This window comes from Paenibacillus sp. JNU01 (genome assembly GCF_059130585.1).
This window is the reverse complement of record NZ_CP169723.1, coordinates 6,233,224-6,251,329: the sequence shown is the minus strand read 5'-3', so window position 1 is coordinate 6,251,329 and position 18,106 is coordinate 6,233,224. Positions and strand designations below refer to the sequence as shown.

At 47.4% G+C, this 18,106-nt stretch carries 16 protein-coding genes; 4 read left to right on the top strand and 12 right to left on the bottom strand.

The genetic code is table 11. From position 1 onward, the window contains the following. Positions 1-16: 16 nt before the first annotated feature. The 4 genes from NLBNIHML_RS27500 to NLBNIHML_RS27485 are packed head-to-tail and all read right to left on the bottom strand — an operon-like array spanning position 17 to position 3,951. Positions 17-793, bottom strand: a complete 777-nt coding sequence (locus tag NLBNIHML_RS27500) for an ABC transporter ATP-binding protein (protein WP_494353250.1) — start codon at positions 791-793, stop codon at positions 17-19. A gap of 25 nt (positions 794-818) precedes the next feature. After that, positions 819-1,874: an ABC transporter substrate-binding protein gene (locus NLBNIHML_RS27495; RefSeq protein ID WP_494353249.1), complete on the bottom strand. Its 1,056-nt coding sequence runs from the start codon at positions 1,872-1,874 to the stop codon at positions 819-821. Between the two features lie 11 nt (positions 1,875-1,885). Further along, positions 1,886-3,334 carry an aryl-sulfate sulfotransferase gene (locus NLBNIHML_RS27490; protein ID WP_342572498.1) on the bottom strand — a complete coding sequence of 483 codons (1,449 nt, stop codon included), beginning with the start codon at positions 3,332-3,334 and terminating at the stop codon, positions 1,886-1,888. A 59-nt stretch (positions 3,335-3,393) separates the two neighbouring features. Continuing rightward, positions 3,394-3,951 (bottom strand): MarR family winged helix-turn-helix transcriptional regulator, encoded by a 558-nt coding sequence (locus tag NLBNIHML_RS27485; RefSeq protein WP_339260255.1) that lies wholly within the window; start codon positions 3,949-3,951, stop codon positions 3,394-3,396. Positions 3,952-4,338: 387 nt separating this feature from the next. Here NLBNIHML_RS27485 and NLBNIHML_RS27480 point away from each other — a divergent pair, with 387 nt between their 5' ends. Further along, the gene (locus NLBNIHML_RS27480) at positions 4,339-4,746 is read left to right on the top strand and encodes a hypothetical protein (RefSeq protein ID WP_494353248.1); all 408 of its coding nucleotides are present in this window, start codon (positions 4,339-4,341) and stop codon (positions 4,744-4,746) included. Positions 4,747-4,881: 135 nt separating this feature from the next. On the opposite strand, the gene NLBNIHML_RS27475 is transcribed toward NLBNIHML_RS27480, so the two are convergent. From NLBNIHML_RS27475 to hemE, 6 genes are all read right to left on the bottom strand, one after another. Next, positions 4,882-5,514 (bottom strand): fumarylacetoacetate hydrolase family protein, encoded by a 633-nt coding sequence (locus tag NLBNIHML_RS27475; protein WP_339260250.1) that lies wholly within the window; start codon positions 5,512-5,514, stop codon positions 4,882-4,884. A gap of 46 nt (positions 5,515-5,560) precedes the next feature. Next, entirely contained in the window at positions 5,561-6,313 is a 753-nt protein-coding gene (locus NLBNIHML_RS27470) for a glycerophosphodiester phosphodiesterase (RefSeq protein ID WP_253433275.1), read from the bottom strand. Between the two features lie 24 nt (positions 6,314-6,337). Continuing rightward, positions 6,338-7,753: a CapA family protein gene (locus tag NLBNIHML_RS27465; RefSeq protein WP_445252946.1), complete on the bottom strand. Its 1,416-nt coding sequence runs from the start codon at positions 7,751-7,753 to the stop codon at positions 6,338-6,340. Positions 7,754-7,934: 181 nt separating this feature from the next. Next, the gene (gene hemY, locus NLBNIHML_RS27460) at positions 7,935-9,359 is read right to left on the bottom strand and encodes a protoporphyrinogen oxidase (RefSeq protein ID WP_494353247.1); all 1,425 of its coding nucleotides are present in this window, start codon (positions 9,357-9,359) and stop codon (positions 7,935-7,937) included. Further along, complete coding sequence (hemH, locus tag NLBNIHML_RS27455; protein WP_221823324.1) at positions 9,359-10,309, bottom strand: ferrochelatase; 951 nt, start codon at positions 10,307-10,309, stop codon at positions 9,359-9,361. The genes hemY and hemH overlap by 1 nt, the downstream gene beginning before the upstream one ends. Beyond that, positions 10,302-11,366 (bottom strand): uroporphyrinogen decarboxylase, encoded by a 1,065-nt coding sequence (gene hemE / locus NLBNIHML_RS27450; RefSeq protein WP_339260247.1) that lies wholly within the window; start codon positions 11,364-11,366, stop codon positions 10,302-10,304. The genes hemH and hemE overlap by 8 nt, the downstream gene beginning before the upstream one ends. Before the next feature lie 204 nt (positions 11,367-11,570). Here hemE and NLBNIHML_RS27445 point away from each other — a divergent pair, with 204 nt between their 5' ends. Beyond that, positions 11,571-12,782, top strand: coding sequence for an MFS transporter (locus NLBNIHML_RS27445; RefSeq protein WP_339260246.1), 1,212 nt, complete (start codon positions 11,571-11,573; stop codon positions 12,780-12,782). Positions 12,783-12,891: 109 nt separating this feature from the next. Here the strand turns inward: NLBNIHML_RS27445 and NLBNIHML_RS27440 are convergent, their stop codons facing one another. Beyond that, the gene (locus tag NLBNIHML_RS27440) at positions 12,892-14,094 is read right to left on the bottom strand and encodes a cytochrome P450 (protein ID WP_339260245.1); all 1,203 of its coding nucleotides are present in this window, start codon (positions 14,092-14,094) and stop codon (positions 12,892-12,894) included. 487 nt (positions 14,095-14,581) lie between these two features. On the opposite strand from NLBNIHML_RS27440, the gene NLBNIHML_RS27435 reads away from it, so the two are divergent. Beyond that, on the top strand, positions 14,582-15,793 hold the full coding sequence (locus tag NLBNIHML_RS27435) for an asparaginase (RefSeq protein ID WP_339241122.1): 1,212 nt from the start codon (positions 14,582-14,584) through the stop codon (positions 15,791-15,793). 242 nt (positions 15,794-16,035) lie between these two features. Here the strand turns inward: NLBNIHML_RS27435 and NLBNIHML_RS27430 are convergent, their stop codons facing one another. Continuing rightward, positions 16,036-16,668, bottom strand: coding sequence for an O-methyltransferase (locus NLBNIHML_RS27430; RefSeq protein WP_339260244.1), 633 nt, complete (start codon positions 16,666-16,668; stop codon positions 16,036-16,038). 238 nt (positions 16,669-16,906) lie between these two features. Between NLBNIHML_RS27430 and NLBNIHML_RS27425 the strand changes: the two genes are divergently transcribed. Further along, positions 16,907-18,061, top strand: a complete 1,155-nt coding sequence (locus NLBNIHML_RS27425; protein WP_310336624.1) for a THUMP domain-containing class I SAM-dependent RNA methyltransferase — start codon at positions 16,907-16,909, stop codon at positions 18,059-18,061. Positions 18,062-18,106 lie beyond the last annotated feature (45 nt).

Here is an 18,106-nt window from a genome sequence, read left to right as displayed (position 1 = left end):
TCACATATCACCTCAGTTATTCTTCAAAGTGGCCTTGAATTTGGTCATACAGGGTGTTGAACTCAGATGAGGCGATGTTCCTCGGGTAAGGTAATGTGTTGTGGTAAATATCCGTAATATTCGAAGACGGACCTACAGACATAATGCCTATGCGCTCACCAAGCAATAACGCTTCCTGAATATCGTGGGTGACAAAGATAACGGTCTTATGAGTTTCTTTCCAGATATTCACCAGTTCCTTCTGCATCGTACGCCGCGTCATCGCGTCCAGCGCACCGAATGGCTCATCCATCAGCAAGATCGCCGAGTCATTCGCAAGTACACGGGCCAATTGAACCCGCTGCTTCATGCCCCCCGAGAGTTCTTTTGGAAATTTCCCCTCATGAGCACTTAGTCCAACAAGCTGGATGTATCGATCAGAGATCTCACGTCGTTGTGCCTTAGGTACCTTGGACATTCGGAGCCCAAATTCCACATTCTCTCTCACGGTTAGCCATGGAAAAAGAGAGGAATCCGCCTGCTGGAATACCATCGCCCGATCCCTGCCCGGTCTGTCAATCTCCTTGTTATCCACCTTGAGCTGGCCACCCGACTTGGAAATAAAACCCGCGATCATGTTCAGCAGCGTTGACTTCCCACACCCACTGGGACCAAGCAGGACGAAAAACTCTCCTCCCCTGATAACCAGATCGACATCCTTGATGATATAATGCACATCCCCATTAGTCGGGGCATGATACGTTTTCCGAAGCTGTTCGATATGAATGGTATGCTGAGTTGCAGGTAAGGACATCACGAACACCTCCCATTTGAATGAATTATTTGCTATAAGTCACTTTTTTCGGCAGAGCCTGCTGGAGAGAGGTCAGATTGAGTTTGGTGTCGAGATCAAAATCCTGTTCAATGATTCCGGTATCCACCATATATTGCTTCTGACCTGCCAAACTATCATAAGCGGCCTGCGTAAATCCAACTTCCCATGGATTGATCGGAAGGTCTTTCAACGTGGCATCTTTAGGCTGTTTGGTCTCTTGATACATCAGATCCGCAACTTCTTCAGGATGCGCTTGGGCATACGCGGATGCCTCATCAAGTGCCGCGAGAAAGTCACTTATCTTTTCGGGGTTTGCCTGGATGAATTCATTACTGGATACGAGCCCCATACCAAGGCGTATAGAGGTCTGGGACATATCCGTCAGTTGATGGACCCCTTCGAGTGCATCGAATTTATCAGTTAACGCAGAGCCTATCACCCAGGCGGCATCAAGGTCTCCCTGTTTCAGTGCGATGTAGGACTCATCAAAAGCCCCCTGACCAATTTGCGTCACATCACCCAGCGCTAATCCCTGATCTTTCAGATATTCATCCCATAGATACGGAATAAATGTGCCTCGAATGAAACTTACTTTCTTGCCCTTCAAATCCGCTCCGCTCTGAATATCCTTCCTTGCATACAGCTTCCAGGCGGCTGCCGCTTCATCCGTAGCCTGACCAGCCGAAGCGATGACTGAATATTCTCCTTTAGCCAATGCATTCAATACGGGAAAATCTGCCCCATACGCAATATCCACCTGTTTGATAAATAGTGCATTTACACCTTCAGCCGGTGAGCCAAACGTAATACTCTCTGCGTCAATGCCCCTTTTTTCAAAGAAACCTTTGGCAATGGCTACCCTGAACGTTGGGTTGGTACTGGTATCTGCGATTCGAATTTTTACATTCTCGGCATGTTTACCCGAAGCGTCTTTGGTTCCGGACCCTGCTGCGCTTGAACTGCATCCGGATAATAGCAGTGCCGTAGCCAGGAATGCTATTAACACGCCGGTAATTATGGATGGTTTTCTCACAATATACACCCCATTCAATCTAGTCATGATCTTGACGCCTAATCGCCCGTCTTGCCTTCATCCGACGTTGCCACACAGGCTGCTCCCTCCACAAATGGAAGAGTTGTCTCCACACTCACGATGGATGCAGAACCTTTGGGTGCTGCTCCCGGCACCCTATAGGTGGAGACATCAATGGTTTCAATGGGAACTTCCTGCGGCTTCTCCAACTGTGGAACCCACTGATAAGGAACTCGATACGAGCGATAGACCATATTGGTATTTCGCCGATCCGTGTAAGGGGAGACATATTCCCAGACCAGCTCATGCTCGGCTGTCACTTCGAACAACCTGCCATTGGAACCTTCGGTTATCAGGGTGTTGCCGTTAGGTAAACGCTGAGCGGAACTGATGTATGGACTATAAAATTTATAGGAATCCGTTGGAACAGAAAATCCAGCTTCTGCCGATGTATACTGCCAGACAATCTCTAGGCTGACCGGGTTAATCTCCAGCACACGAGAGTGATCCCGAATCGCATGTTTTAATCCAAATGGGGAAGCCGGATTCGGAAGGCCGTAACCTGCCCAGCCGCCATTGTCGAATACAAGCAAGTTCCCTTCTCCAGGAAGGCCCTGAGGAATGATATGTGCATGATGCTGCCCGATAATTGTGCCAATGTGCTTCGCTTCAGTTGAAGTATAGTCGGGGCCCAGTCTCCATACGATTTTTCCGCTCTGCCTGTCTGTAATTGCGATTATATTGGCCTCTCTGGCATCCCAGATAATATTGTCAGGGTGGAACCGTTCGTCTCCGTCTTCATAGAAGCGGTTGGGTCCAACATAAGAAGCAGAATTAATATGTAACCAATCACCGACACCACCACCCAAATGACCAAAAGAACGTGTATTCGGATCACGGAACAGAACATTTCGAGCAGCTTCATCAAAACCCAATTCTTCAAAGTGCTCGTTAGGCAGCCATTCCCAAAGTACCTTCCCTTCCCAATCCACTTCAATAATGGCGTCATCAAGCAATGGCTTATCTGAAATTTGCGGGTTACTCACATTTTTGTGAGCCAGGATAAGTGTGTTGCCACTCTTCGTCTTCGGTGCAAGCCCAGGTGCATAGTACCCTACCGGATTACCCTCACGCTGATAATCATGATGCTGGCGGGCATACCATAGTGGCTCATACCCCGGATCTTCAATATGTTCGTAGCTATTGTATTTCCATACAATGTTACCGTCCCAATCTACCTGAACCAGATCAACATTATCCTGAATGCCGAACTTTGGATCTCTACGACCTGTGCTGCCCAGCACGTAACCTCCAGGCAATATTTTGGCCGGGAATCCTAACAACCCTTTCCACAGGTGAACCTCCTTGCCATTCATATCAATCAATACTACGCCTTCTTCACCTGCCTGATACACGGTATAACCGCCCCAAGCCTTGTCCGGTTTGTATAACGTCGCGCCAGTTGGATATATTGTTGAGTGTCCCATTGATCATCTCTCCCCTAGAATGTTTGTGGTATATCAAATGTCATTACTGTGATCCAACCTCAATAACTGAGATAGTTACTCTTCCCGGTATTGTTCCGTTGCTTCTGCTCAAAGTTACTTGTGGAGGAGCTATCATGTTCTTGTATCCCGTTGCTCTCCGCCAATTCCAGCACTGTGTCCGAGAATCCCTCCAGATTTGCTACTACCCGCTCGTAGAATTGACTTTGCTGCTCCAGTTCCTCCGCCGTAAAACCCTCAAACAGAAGCGTGATACATCGGGCACCGATGTTGCTGTTTCTCGCATACATCTCCCGCCCGCTGGATGTGATGTCCAGTAAAACCGTCCGGCGATCGTCTTCCTTTCGTCTGCGGATGGTGAGTCCCTTTTTCTCCAACTTATCGGTCAGAGCTGTAATGGCACCCGATGTGAAGTCCAACTGTTCTGCCAGATCTCCAAGACGCTGTTCTCCCTCACGAATGATCTTGTGCAGGATAAGCATGCCCGGCAGGCTGATGCCCTCTACAGAGATACGATCCCGCTCCTTGACGAATCGTCTGACCATTTTGCGAAATAACCAATCCGTCCGCTCCAACGCTTCCCAGTCTCTATCACTCATCTCATTACCTCCTTGATCGTCTGAAACCTCAATAGCACACGAAAAAAGGCCCCCGTAGACATTCCATTGTGGAGTAGTCCCGGGAGCCTTTGGTGGTCCAATCAGCTCGATTTATTTTCAGTTCAAATTATTTCACTGTTCATTTAATGAGTATTAAAATAATTGAGATCATCATATAACCAACTAACCCAACCTGTCAAGTGTGAATTATGTTAGTATGCTTCTTTTAAGGTCGTTCTCTGTCGGGCTAAATTATTTATTCCGTTTTAAGTTTCACTTCAGGTTCTCCGTTTACACTATTCACAGATCGATACATCAACAAATACATCTACTACAAGCTACGAATCAGTTCGTTCGTACTCTACTACAGAAATGAGGAATATGCATATGAATATGAAACGAGTCATTATTATAGGCACCATGTTTGTCACCATGTCCTTCGCCGGAACAGCATGGGGCCAATCTGCCGTCTCCCCCATACCTACTGCCAAATGGTCCATCGTTGACCTGGATCCTGGTGAGGGAAGTAGTGACGAACTGCTCAGCGCTCTTAATCAGTCTTCAGAAGAGGATCTGTATCAGAAGCTCTACAACGGTAAGTCGCTGAGAACGATTACGGAAGAAAACAGGGGGAATTGGGATGAGGTGATTGCTATACAAGTAAGACAGCTCAGAGAGCAATTGGATGAGCGACTCGCAAGTGGAAGTATCAGCTCGAAGCAACACGCTGCATACCAAGCCGAACTGGAAGAGTTGGTCACGCAGAGCGCAAATACAGCTTATAATCTGACGTAATTAAAAACCTACCTGTACGATGAAAATGTGAAAATGCCATGAATAACATAACAAAAAGGAGCGTATGCACGCCCCTTTCCTGTACCCTATAACATTTCTACTTCTCAAGCAGGTATGATCTGTACTGTGTAATCCTTATTGCCCTGCCCCAATCGTGCATGCACCCAAGGATTTGCCGTCCCATGCCAGTTCGAGCACATCTCCTGCTTGTGTTGGTCCAACACCTTCCGGTGTTCCTGTGAAAATGACATCTCCCTGCCCCAGGCCGTAATGGTGACCTACATAATCCACAATATCCTGTAAACTGAAGATCATGTTACGAATGTTACCACGTTGAACTTCCTCACCGTTTTTAGTCAACGTAAAGTCTTTCTCCAGCAGTGTTGCCACCCCCGGGAACGCCTGAAATGCAGTAACCGGAGCCGAATTTTTGAATCCTTTGGCCGCTGTCCACGGGTGGCCCTTTTTCTTAATCACGGACTGTACGTCACGTAACGTAAAATCAATACCAAACGCATACGCATCCACCAGCTCATCTACCGCCATACCTGGCTCATAAGCCCGGCCGATCTGCACGACCAGCTCAGCTTCATAGTGAACTTCACCCTTGGTAGCAGGCAATTCAAGCGTTTCACCACTCAGGGGCACGACTGCATGAGAAGGTTTCATAAAGATCATTGGTTCATCCGGAACCGCGTTACCCAATTCTTCCGCGTGAAGTTTATAATTGCGTCCTACACAGTATACATTGCGAATATTAGTCAACATGGGTATATTACCACCTTTATTGGATTCAATAGTGCATTTAGAGTAATTACGGTCTGAAGAATCGGCTGCTCGTCTCCTGAAATGCCAGCTCCCATACGTCAGGACGGTTCGTACATAACATGAGCTCTGGATCAACTGCGGCCAGTTTCTTCATAATGGTCTTGTCATCTACTGTCCAGGCCATCACCCGAATACCTGCACTCCGCATCTCGTTCATTAAGGATTTGTCTACATTGGTGTATCCAATGGAGAGAAATGTACAATTCATCTGCTGCAGGGCAGTTAACAGATCACCTGGTCGTGCATCGATAATCAGCCCCGTCTGGATCTCCGGTGCAAGCTTCTTCACTTCGATCAGAGCGGCTGGTTCAAATGAGGTGATCACCACATCATTTTGCATATGTCTTTTTCTCACTTCATGTATAACAGCCGCAGGCAGACCCGGGTACATGTCTCCCTGCGTTTTCAGTTCAATGTTAAGACGTACTCTGCCGCACGAGCGATCTAACAATTCACTTAGCGCCGGAATCCGTTCGCCCTTGTAAGACTTGTTTTTCCATGCTCCAGCATCCAAACGTTGCAGATCAGCCCAATCGGTTTCCCGAACCAGACCCTTGCCATTCGTCGTACGATCCACTGTAAAATCATGAATAATCACTGGCACACCATCACGCGACAACTGCACATCCAGCTCCATCCACTGAACTTCAGGCCGTTCCATGGCCATTAGAAACGCAGCCATCGTATTCTCTGGTGCAATAGAAGAAAATCCACGGTGCGCTACACAAAGGTTGTTCATTCGATTCCCTCCTCAAAAAGATTATTAATTAGGCGAAGCGACTCCATTTCCATCATATCGTATGCCTGGCGAAAGCTTTGCCATCTGTTGCAGCAGCAGTTTGTTTGCCTCATCAATCATTGGAATGGCCTGACCAAGCGCCGCTTCATAAGGGATGACTTTCATGCTGCAAGCTGCATCAGGAGTACAACGTGCCTGAAATACCGCTGTTTTCCATGTCTCTTCGGTGGTTGATCTGGAGAAAATAAAATTTCCCGTACTGTATGCAATCCATTTCCCCTTATAATACTCCAACCCTTGCAACACATGAGGATGACCACCTATGACCAGATCTGCGCCAGCATCCACAAACTCATGAGACAATCGGGTCTGGTCACTGTTCGGAGTACTTACACGTTCCTCGCCCCAGTGCGCAACCACGATTACCAGATCAGCCTTCTTACGGGCCTCCTGGATCGCTTTGACCGCTCCTGTGGAATCATAGGCTTCAGCCACACCAGCCCGATTGCCCTCAGCCTTCCAACTCGTTTCCGGTACAACGCGGGAGAACCCAAGCAATGCAATCTTCATACCTTTGCGTTCCAGATACGCTGGTGCATACGCTTCATCCCTGTTCATGCCAGCCCCGGTGTGAGCAATACCATATTCCTTGAGATAGGTTAACGTATCTACCAAACCCTCAACACCCTGATCCAGAATATGATTGTTAGCCAAATTGACAGCATCAAAACCCGCAGAGGCCATTGCCGCCAATGCTTTGGGCGAAGATTTGTATACATATGTTTTGTCTGCTGCCCCCGTACCTCCCAGGGTTATCGGTGTCTCCAAGTTGCCGATGGTAAGATCATCATCCTTGAATAATCTGCCGAGTTTAGCAAAGGGATAATCATAACCGTTCTTATCCAGCAGTTCAGCAACTTTGCCCGAAAATTGAATATCCCCGACAAAATTAATGGTGACATCCTTCGCTGAATTGGAAGGTTTCGACGTCTCTGATTTGGTATCCGCACCTGCATTTCCCTTGGTGCCGGACGGCGTCGAATCTGTAGCAGGTTTTTTCGTTCCGGATTCGGCTTTCCCATTATTGGTATTGCCTGAAGTATCAGGTTTCGCTACGCCGGATGAATCACCTGCATCTGCTGTTGTTTCTTCATTCGTTGCTTCGGCGTCTTCTTCCGGAGTCTCATCAGACTCCTCCGAGTCTGGAGAACTTACTTGATCCCCGCCTTTGGCATCGTCTCCAATGGAAGGCTGATCCTGATCAACAATTTCCTGCTTTACCGGCTGGTCTGCCTGTTGCTGACGTGTGTTAATCACATAAAAAATGCCCACCAGACCAATTGTCATGATCAATAAAAGATTAATTGTCCAGATGATTCTATCACGGGTGCGCTTTCTTTTTTTTCTCTCTACACTTCGATCTGATCTTGGGGGATACATAAGCAACTCCTCTTCTTCACAGCCATACATACCATTATATCAGGCATATTCTGGATTTCCATCTTTCCTTGGAACTGTATCTATTGAAAGGGGATTAACTCGCTTTGCTTCCAGATCTTCATATGAAAAAAGCCATCTCTCCAGTAGATAATTCTACGGTGAGACAGCTCTCTTGCTGTACTTAATCTGCTGCAAGCGCCTGTGTTGCCAAAATAGACATTTCCTTCGCTTGTTTGATGCAATCCGGCAAGCCTACGCCCTCATAACCTGCACCTGCAATGTACACACCCGGTAACTTGCTACCAAGTTCTTCACGCAGGGAGGCAATATGTTGGAGATGTCCCACCGGATACTGAGGCATGGATTTTCGAAGCCTTGTAATCTCGGAGAAGATCGGCACCGCTTCAATACCCATCGTCTCTCTCAAATCTTTGAGAACCAGATCCGTCAACGCTTCGTCTGGAAGCTCTACGTTCTGTTCGTCACCCGAGCGACCGACATAACAGCGGAGCAGTACTTTATCGTCCGGGCTGGTATGCAGCCATTTCGTCGATGTCCACGTGCAAGCCGTAATATTGCGACCCTCTTTCCGCGGAACAAGGAAACCCGATCCGTCGAATACATGCTCCACCTCTTTTTTCTCAAAAGCGAGCACTACATTGGCCACAGATACATAATTAATCGCATCCAGTGCCGCTGTGTCCACGTGAGGCTTCAACAGATCTGACGCGACATATGTCGGCACAGTAACCACTATATCATCAGCTTCAAGCATTTCACCATTTTCCAGCTCAACATGGTATCTGGTCTGCGTTCCATCAAGACGTTGCAGTGACTTCACCGCGGTGTTCAGACGTTGATCCACATCCTGCAACTCATGGACAAGTGCATGAACAAGGCTCTGCAGTCCCTGACGAAAGTTCAGAAAAGCGCTCCTTTTGGTTCCGGTATGCGTCTCAGCCGGTTTGCGACCTGTCATCATGCCCCGGATCAAGCTGCCGTAATCCCGCTCTACTTCGCCGAACTGCGGGAATGTAGCCTGAAGGCTTAATCTCCGCATATCACCTGCATAGATTCCCGCGAGCAGTGGTTCGGTCAAGTTCTCCAGCACTTCAGCTCCAAGACGGCGTTCAATCATATAACCGAGCGATTCATCCTCTGTTGTACGACGAGGCGGGATGACAAAATCTATCAACGCCCGCAGTTTGCCTGCCGGAGAGACAAGCCCGCTTCTCAGGAACGGTCTTAATTCTGTAGGAATACCGAGAACGAGTCCTGCTGGCATAGGATGAAGCTTGCCACGCTGCATGATATACGTTTTCTTCGACTCCGGATTCTGACTGACCAGCTCATGATCAATCTCCAATTCTTTAGCCAAATCAATCATTGCTGTTTTGCGAGCGAGGAAGGAATCCGGCCCTTTTTCAATCACAAATCCATCCCGGTGCAGTGTCTCAATCATGCCCCCCATGGACGAGCTTTTCTCGACCAGAGTAATCACAGGTTCAACGCCCGCTTCCCGGTAATGCTTGCGGATATAAAATGCCGCGCTGAGGCCGGTGAGGCCACCGCCGACGACAACAACACGGCGTTTCTTATCACCCATTACTCATCCGACCCTTGCTGCCATTGGCTTATAATAACGTCGCTTAACGTCTCCATGTACAGAGGATCGCTATTAAGAGAATCAATACGCATCAGGCGCATATCGATCTCTTTGGCAATCGATTTGGCCTCAATATCGAGATCATAGAGTACTTCGAGATGATCCGAGACGAACCCGATTGGTGCCACAAGTACATCCTCTACCTGTTCACGCGAAAGTTCCTGTAACGTATCCAGAATATCCGGTCCGAGCCAAGGCTCAGCTGTTCGTCCGGCACTTTGCCACGTAAATTGCCAATTGGTTATTCCTACACGTGAGGCAATCACTTCCGAAGTCTCCAGCAGTTGTTGCGGGTACGGATCCCCCATCTCCACAATACGTGCCGGCAGGCTGTGAGCACTGAACAATACCTTCACGTCCCCACGTTTTGCTCCAGCTTCCTCAAACGCATCCAACTTGGCACTGACACGCGTGGACAGCGCCTGAATTAATTTCGGATGCAGATGATAACTCTCAATAAAGGACATATGGACGCCCAGCTCTTCTGCCTTTTCACGCGCACGTTTGATATAACTGCCCACACTCATTGTGGAGAAATGAGGAGCCAGTACAATACCAATTGCAGTCTGAATTCCGTCCTTCGCCATCTGTTCCACGCCGTCCTCAATAAACGGATAGGCATGCTTCAGTCCTTGATAACAACGGAATTCCACATCAGCGCCACGCTCATCGCGGTTTAAAGTCTCCTGAAGAGCCTTGACCTGATTGTCCGTGTTCTCCCGAAGCGGGAATACACCGCCAACAATGGCTTCATATCGATCCGTCAGTTCCTTCAGTTGCTCCGGTTCAGGCGGACGTCCTCTGCGGATATGTGTGTAATACGCTTCAACACTTTCCATATTTTCTGGTGTGCCATACGACATCACCAGTACACCTACAGTATTAGTCATTAGTAATCGTCACCCCTGTCTTTAATGCTTCGGCAGAATACTCATGAATATAAGCCGTTAATTCTCTGAGCTTATCAAGGGAGGCTTCAGGAAATAGTCCGTGCCCCAGATTGAAAATATACCCCGGCTCCTTGATCCCTTCGTCGATAATCAATTTGGCTTGTTCCTTAATCAATTCCATCGGTGCAGTCAGCAAATAAGGGTCCAGATTGCCTTGTACGGCAAATTTGCCGCCAAGTCGTTTACGCCCTTCCGAAATCGATACTCTCCAGTCCAACCCAATCACATTGGCTTGCAGATCATGCAGCGCTGGCAACAATTCGCCCGAGGCGACACCAGGGAAATAAATCTTCGGTACATTCAAATCCGATAATTCGGTAAAGATACGGGTAATCGTAGGCAACACATATGTTCTGAAGTCTTTGGGAGAAAGTGCTCCAACCCAACTGTCAAACAACTGGAAAGCCTTGCCGCCATTCGCAATATGCGCACGGACATATGTAATAACCATATCACCAAGCTTCTGCATCAGCTTATGCCACACCTCAGGCTCGCTGTACATCATCGTTTTGGTACGGATATAACCTTTCGAAGGTCGGCCTTCGATCAGATAACTCGCAATCGTGAAAGGTGCGCCCGCAAACGTAATCAGAGGCACGTCAAGCTCCTTATCCAGAATTCGAATAGTCTCCAGAATATGTGACAGATCTCCTTCTACGTCGATGGGGCGTAGTCGATCCACATCTGCAGCTGAACGAATAGGATTATCGATTACCGGTCCAATATTTTTAACAATGTCAAAATCAATGCCCAATGAGGCAACCGGATTCATAATATCGGAATACAAAATAGCCGCATCTACACCCAGTTTGCGTACCGGCATGAGTGTAACTTCAGCCGCCAGCTCGGGTTGTTTGCAGATTTCTAACAAGGAGTACTTTTCTTTAATCTTGCGATATTCAGGATCGTAACGTCCGGCTTGACGCATGTACCATACCGGGACGCGGTCTACCTGTTGTTTGAAACTTGCCCGAATCAGTCGATCATTATAGCTCATGTAAGAAGCCTCCAATAGTTTTTGGACTCATAATTACCATTATGCCCTTTTTAAACAGCTGTAACAACCACATGCGGATGCGTTCTACGTGACAATACTATGACATTCCTTACACTCATCCCCCATATGCCAATTGTGTTATAATGAAAGAATCGATTTTTTTAGAGAATTACAGAAATATCTTTGAAAGGAAGTGAAAGCACTTTGAAAACGTGGAAAGTAAACCTCATTGTGCTTTGGTTCGGACAATTTTTGGTCAATTCGGGCATGACCATGATTACCCCATTTTTGTCCCTGTATCTCGCGAGAGATCTTGGCGTTGTTGGCGAACATGAAATTGGCATTTGGGCGGGATTTATTTTTGCAGCCAATTTCCTCACCTCATTTTTGTTTCAACCGCTGTGGGGCAAGTTGTCGGACAAGTATGGTCGTAAAGTTATGCTGCTTCGTTCGGGATTCGGGATGGCCATCGTAATTGCCCTTATGGGTCTGGCACAGAACCCCTGGCAGCTTCTCTTATTGCGTTTGCTTAACGGTACAATCTCCGGTTTTAACCCAGCAGCTGTTGCGCTGATATCGGGTACCACTCCGAAAGACCGCATGGGTTTCGCCATGGGAATCAGTCAGTCCGGGCAAGTTGCCGGTACAATCCTGGGTCCACTCATTGGCGGCTTGCTGGCTGATGCAGTAGGCTTCCGCCCTATTTTCTACATTACAGGTGGATTAATCTTTGTTGCTTCCATGCTCGCCATGTTCCTGGTGAGAGAGAAATTCGACCGTCAAGAAGCAGCCAAACTGCCGGCACAATCCGTATTGTCCGGTCTGAAGGAATTAAACAAGTCACCTCAACTTCCGGCACTGTTTGCTGTGACGTTTCTGCTGCAGTTTGCGATGATTAGCCCCATGTCACTCTTGCCGCTGTATGTGCAAAAATTGCATGCTTCGGATGTAAATGTGGCCTTCTGGGCGGGACTTGTCGGTGCAGTTACGGGACTATCCAATATGGCCATGTCTCCTGTTCTCGGGAAGCTGAGTGACCGGATAGGTCCTCACAAGGTGCTGACGTTCTCCCTCATCGGAACAGGACTCATGCTTATTCCGCAGGCATTTGTTCAGACCGTGTGGCAGCTCATTCTTGTCCGATTCATGATGGGTGTGTTCATGGGTGGCCTGCTTCCGAGCGTCAATGCCTTGATCCGTTCCTATACAGCAGATAGCATGATTAGCCGTGCATTCAGTTTTAATACGAGCACCCTTGCGTTAGGCAACATGCTTGGAGCGATCATTGGAGGTTTCATGGCAGGATTCATCGGAATCGAAGGTCTGTTTATCGTCTCCGGCGGACTGCTGCTGCTTAATATGGTTTGGGTCAGATTCAAATTGTATAATAAACCTGCTTCTATTCAGAAATCCTGATTACCCATCTATTTCTTAACTAGTCCATCTTACTGTTCCATTGAAAAAGCCGCTTCCAGCGCCTAATTGGCCTGAGAGCGGCTTTTGTCATTCATGTGCCATTCTTTATCTATTTATTAATTCGATTGAAGTGTATTGGATAGTGCTTCACACCAAACACAAAGGCACTTTGTATCGGTTCCAGGGCTGTTCCTGGCACAAGCTGAATATGCTCCATGTGCTGAAGCAATGTATGAAGAACGACCTTTGCCTCCAAACGAGCGAGTGGTGCACCCAGACAAAAATGAATGCCAAAACCAAATCCCATATGTCTGTTCGGCTTGCGATCAGAGATGAAATCTTCCGGGTGTTCAAATTGGGCACTGTCCCGATTAGCAGCTCCAACCCAGGAAATCACCTGCTCTCCAGCTTGAATCGTCTGACCATTCAACTCTACAGTTTCCTTGGCGACCCGCCCAATCGCGACAATTGGCGGATAATATCGCAGCGTCTCTTCAATCGCAGAAGTAATCCGTTCAGGATGTTCCCGCAACTCCTGCTGTAGCTCAGGTTGTTCAGATAGGATACGAACCGCATTGGTAATCAGGTTGGTGGTTGTTTCATTACCGGCCGCAAGCAAGAGAATGCAGAAGCCCACCACCTCATCTGCAGTCAACTTCTGACCCTCAATCTCCGCAGCAAGCAATAACGAGATCAGATCATCCTCTGGCTGCAACCGACGTTCTTCCATAATGCCAGTAAAATAGATATGCAGCTCCTGCATATTTCTTTTCTTCTCCTCCAGTAACTCCTGAAAGGCCTCTTCACTATCATCACGTGCACCTTTCACCAATACATCAGACCAATCTTTGAACTTTTGACGATCCGCCGCAGGGACTCCGATTAATTCTGCAATCACAATGACGGGTAATGGTGTTGCAAGGTCATCAATAAGTTCCATGTATCCTTCTGACAGGTGCGGAGCAAGTAACTCATTCGTGATTTCCTGAATACGCGGAGCCAACGCTTCAATCGCCTTGGGTGTAAACGCCTGGTTCACCAGATCACGCAGCTGTTTGTGTTTGGGAGGGTCTGTCGTCAACATGCTCGTATTGGCACGATCACGAGCAGAAGAGAACAGTTTCGGGTTTTTCAATACGTACTTCACATCTTCATAACCGAAAACATCCCAACATTCTCGATGCTCATCATATCGGACTGGAGTGTTATCACGAAGTTCTGCATACACCTTGAAGGGAGATAACCTCTCTTCCAAAGTCTCCAGTTCCCGAATCGGAATGTAATTCGCATACTTTCTCGGTGCCTGTTTCATCGTTTCTCCTCCAATCAATATTATATATTTATTTACATATGTTGATCATCCCTATTATAAACATAACTCTATAACGAAACCAATCTTTAGACCGTAATTGAGCCCCATTACCTAATATGTGCTGCTATCACCCTCTCCTTCTGTTACCCACTGCTGATATGCGTCCCGATTCGACATTCTTTTATCGCAATATTCCGTTTTATCAGGACAAAAGACTCATTATGTAATGTTAATTAACAGAAAAAAGGGGTTTAACTTCTTCAAAACTACCAAACTCGGCTATTTTCTCTCTCAACCAAAATGAATAATATTTCATAATTGCTTATAAACAATCACTTTACTCTCATTATCTATGAATGTAACCGATTACTCTGCCTATATCTATGTTTGTCATATTACTTAACATGAAATACAATCGATTTGAAATGGTATACATATTCTTCTTAACAAACTTAACATCACACTGACTTGAAGGAGAGTGCTATTCATGAGTAAAACATCCAATCTTCGTCCCTGGGCCGTATGGAGCACCGCAGCTTTAACAGCACTAACCATCTCGTTGTCACCCATTGGTACCTACGCTGCACACGCAGCTACGGTAGAGGTGAAAGGCACAACAGGCGCTGTTCAAACAGCAACCACTACGCCGGCTCGCAATACATCCATCCCTGCAATACCGGACTCTTCCAAACAATCTGCACTTCCTAATGTACTGGTAATCGGAACGGGCGGAACGATTGCCGGACAATCCGAAGATGCCACCAGCTTCCAGAATTACAAGGCAGGTACACTTCCCATTGGAGAGATGGTAGACGCCTTACCGGATAAACAGAAGATTGCTGATGTTAGCACACTCCAATTTGGAAACTCAGGTTCGGGTTCCTATAGTATGGCCGACCTCTATGACTTGTCGCAGACGGTAGATAAAGCTCTTGCAATGTATGACAGTGTTGTCGTTACTACAGGTACAGACACCATGGAGGAAATCGCCTATTTCCTTGATATGACGGTTCAGAGTGACAAACCGGTCGTGATCACAGGCTCCATGCGTCCATGGACTGTCATCGGTTCTGACGCTCAAGCCAATCTGTACAACGCAATCAAGCTTGCAGGCAGTGGTCGTACCACTTCATTCGGGACTGTACTCATGTTGAATGACACGATCCAGCTTGCTCGTGGTGTAACCAAGACCAATGATTATCGGACAGATACGTTTGAAACCCCAATGCTCGGCGCTGTAGGATATATTGATGAAGAAAACATTCGAATCTACCGCGCTCCTGCACGTGCCTTGAAACCTGAAGGCACAGCGAAGCCCGTATTTGATCTAAGTAAAATCACAAAGGCAGATCTGGCCAAAGTTGAAATTGCGATCTCGTATCAAGAAGCTGGAGGCGGGGCGATCGAAGGTTTCGTGAATAGCGGCGCCAAAGGAATCGTGACTTCCGGTACCGGAGCTGGCGGCATCTCCAGAGCGATGGGACAAGCGCGCACCAAAGCCATCGAAGAAGGTGTCATTTTCGTGACCACCACTCGGACGGGTTCAGGAAGTGTCTACGGCGGCGGCAAAGGCATCATTGCAGGCGACAATCTGAGTCCACAACAAGCTCGTGTATTATTGATGCTGGGCTTGTCCTTCAGTGATGATTTTGACACCATCAAAAAATGGTTCGAAACGTACGGAACACCTGAAGTATAAGAAAGAATTACTACAACAATATCTGTAAATACAAAGAAAGAGACGATACTCCCTGTGATTCAAGGTGTGTCGTCTCTTCTTTGTGTATGCTCAAAAAAATCAAGAAAACCAGGATTGCAATGAGCAGAATATACACGGCCAATATTAAAAACGGCTAAAAAACTCCGATCGCGATCCCCCTCACAACATAAAAGCGCGAGATCGTGTTCCATCGGAGTTTTATCTTCAGGAAATATCCACTTTTACTTCACCCAGGCAAGTACCAGCCCATCGTAATCCGGTAACATCGTCGTCACCAGGCGCGGATCACTTGCCATCTGTTCATTGAAGCGACGAACAGCAAGCACAGCCGGTCCCTGCTTGTCCGGATTTAGCGTACGCCCACGCAGGAAACAATTATCGCCTACAATAACAGCACCTGGCCGGGCCAGCTTAATGGCATAATCAAGATATACCGGATAATTCTCCTTATCTGCGTCAATAAAGAAGAAATCGAATGTACGTCCTTCCTGCTCCAATTGCTTCAGGCTGTCTGCCGCCGGACCAATGCGGTACTCTACCTTTTCGCCAAAACCGCCTTCTTCCAGATGACCACGCGCCATTGCCGCATATTCCTCTTTCAGTTCCAGCGAAGTCAGGGTTCCATTCTCACGCAATCCGCGTGCAATACAGATCCCACTGTAACCACCCAGCACACCGATTTCGAGCGCAGCTTCTGCTTTGGATGTCTTGGCTAGAAACGTGAGCAATCGTCCATATGCAGCAGCCACCGAAACTTCCGGCATACCGTTCGAACGGATAGCTTCTTTCACTTTTAGCAAAAGGTCATCCTCTTGAAATAATTGATTTACATATTCATCAGGGGTCAGATTCACCACTAAAATCCTCCTTGGACACTTGGACTGCTTTCCATATGGATGCCAATGTTCTATAATAAATGTTTGTTATCAACACAGGCGGTTGACTGGTGCATCACTTCGAAAGAGGAATGCATACGTTCACCGCATTTCTCATTGTAAGTTTTTTCACGGAAAGCGGCAAGGCCGCACCGTCACTATACAGCAGAGAGAAGGATATCCTTCTCCAGCTTGAAATGGAGTTGAAATGAATCACATGGCTCAATTGCAATTGATTGCAACCTCGGCGATGGGACTCGAGGCTGTTGTCGCCCGGGAACTGAAGCAACTGGGGTATGAAGATGTTACGATCGACAACGGCCGGGTTTTCTTCACAGGAGATTATATTGATATTTGCCGTTGTAATCTGTGGCTGAGAAGTTCGGACCGCGTATTGGTGAAAATGGGTGAATTCCCTGCCACGACATTTGACGAATTGTTTGAAGGCACCAAAGCACTTCCTTGGGAAGAGTGGATTCCAGCCGACGGCGAATTCCCTGTAGAAGGTCGCTCTCAAAAATCCCAGTTAAGCAGTGTGCCTGCATCACAAGGGATCGTGAAGAAAGCAATCGTAGAGAAACTGAAGTTAACCTATGATACAGAGTGGTTCCCCGAAGATGGGTCTCGCTATGTGATTGAAGTTATTTTGCTGAACGATCGCGCCTTGCTTACATTGGATACGACCGGACCAGGCTTGCACAAACGGGGTTATCGCAAACTCGTCACCGAAGCGCCACTCAAAGAAACACTTGCAGCAGCTCTGATTCAGCTCAGTCGCTGGAATGTATCCCGTCCCTTCTATGATCCATGCTGCGGATCAGGCACAATGCTGATCGAAGCCGCCATGATTGGCTGGAACATTGCACCAGGACTCCGTCGGACCTTCAACTCTGAGGACTGGGCTGTCATTCCTGAAGAATTGTGGGAACAGGCGCGCGAAGAAGCATTCGATGCTGTGCGAGACGATGTCCCGTTACAGATTTCAGGTAGTGACATCGATCCGGAAGCGATTGAAGTAGCTCAGGCTGCTATCAAAAGCGCAGGTTTCGCCAAAGACATTGAAGTCAGTGTTCTGCCCGCTCATCGCGCAAGACCACAAGGCGAATATGGTGTTATCATCACCAACCCTCCATATGGTGAACGTTTAAGTGAAGAAAAAGAAGTTCAGAAGTTACTCCGCTCTTTAGGGCGCAGTTATCTCGACATGCCAACATGGTCCTTCTTTGCAATTACGTCAACTAAAGCCTTTGAAGAATATTTCGGTCATAAGGCAGACAAGCGTCGCAAATTGTTCAACGGACGCATTGAAACCCAGTACTATCAGTATTTGGGCCCACTACCTCCAAGAAATAAAACACCACAATCTTCATAATTGTTCCAATTATAAAGTGCTCTAGCCACTCATGGCCGGGGCGCT

Bases quoted from the DNA above. Each gene is read 5' to 3' on its own strand.
- hemE (WP_339260247.1), bottom strand. From the start codon at position 11,366: ATGAGCTATAATGATCGACTGATTCGGGCAAGTTTCAAACAACAGGTA.
- NLBNIHML_RS27490 (WP_342572498.1), bottom strand. From the start codon at position 3,334: ATGGGACACTCAACAATATATCCAACTGGCGCGACGTTATACAAACCG.
- NLBNIHML_RS27435 (WP_339241122.1), top strand. From the start codon at position 14,582: ATGAGTAAAACATCCAATCTTCGTCCCTGGGCCGTATGGAGCACCGCA.
- NLBNIHML_RS27425 (WP_310336624.1), top strand. From the start codon at position 16,907: ATGGCTCAATTGCAATTGATTGCAACCTCGGCGATGGGACTCGAGGCT.
- NLBNIHML_RS27470 (WP_253433275.1), bottom strand. From the start codon at position 6,313: ATGAACAACCTTTGTGTAGCGCACCGTGGATTTTCTTCTATTGCACCA.
- NLBNIHML_RS27475 (WP_339260250.1), bottom strand. From the start codon at position 5,514: ATGTTGACTAATATTCGCAATGTATACTGTGTAGGACGCAATTATAAA.
- NLBNIHML_RS27485 (WP_339260255.1), bottom strand. From the start codon at position 3,951: ATGAGTGATAGAGACTGGGAAGCGTTGGAGCGGACGGATTGGTTATTT.
- NLBNIHML_RS27500 (WP_494353250.1), bottom strand. From the start codon at position 793: ATGTCCTTACCTGCAACTCAGCATACCATTCATATCGAACAGCTTCGG.
- NLBNIHML_RS27495 (WP_494353249.1), bottom strand. From the start codon at position 1,874: ATGACTAGATTGAATGGGGTGTATATTGTGAGAAAACCATCCATAATT.
- NLBNIHML_RS27440 (WP_339260245.1), bottom strand. From the start codon at position 14,094: ATGAAACAGGCACCGAGAAAGTATGCGAATTACATTCCGATTCGGGAA.
- NLBNIHML_RS27480 (WP_494353248.1), top strand. From the start codon at position 4,339: ATGAATATGAAACGAGTCATTATTATAGGCACCATGTTTGTCACCATG.
- hemH (WP_221823324.1), bottom strand. From the start codon at position 10,309: ATGACTAATACTGTAGGTGTACTGGTGATGTCGTATGGCACACCAGAA.
- NLBNIHML_RS27465 (WP_445252946.1), bottom strand. From the start codon at position 7,753: ATGTATCCCCCAAGATCAGATCGAAGTGTAGAGAGAAAAAAAAGAAAG.
- hemY (WP_494353247.1), bottom strand. From the start codon at position 9,359: ATGGGTGATAAGAAACGCCGTGTTGTTGTCGTCGGCGGTGGCCTCACC.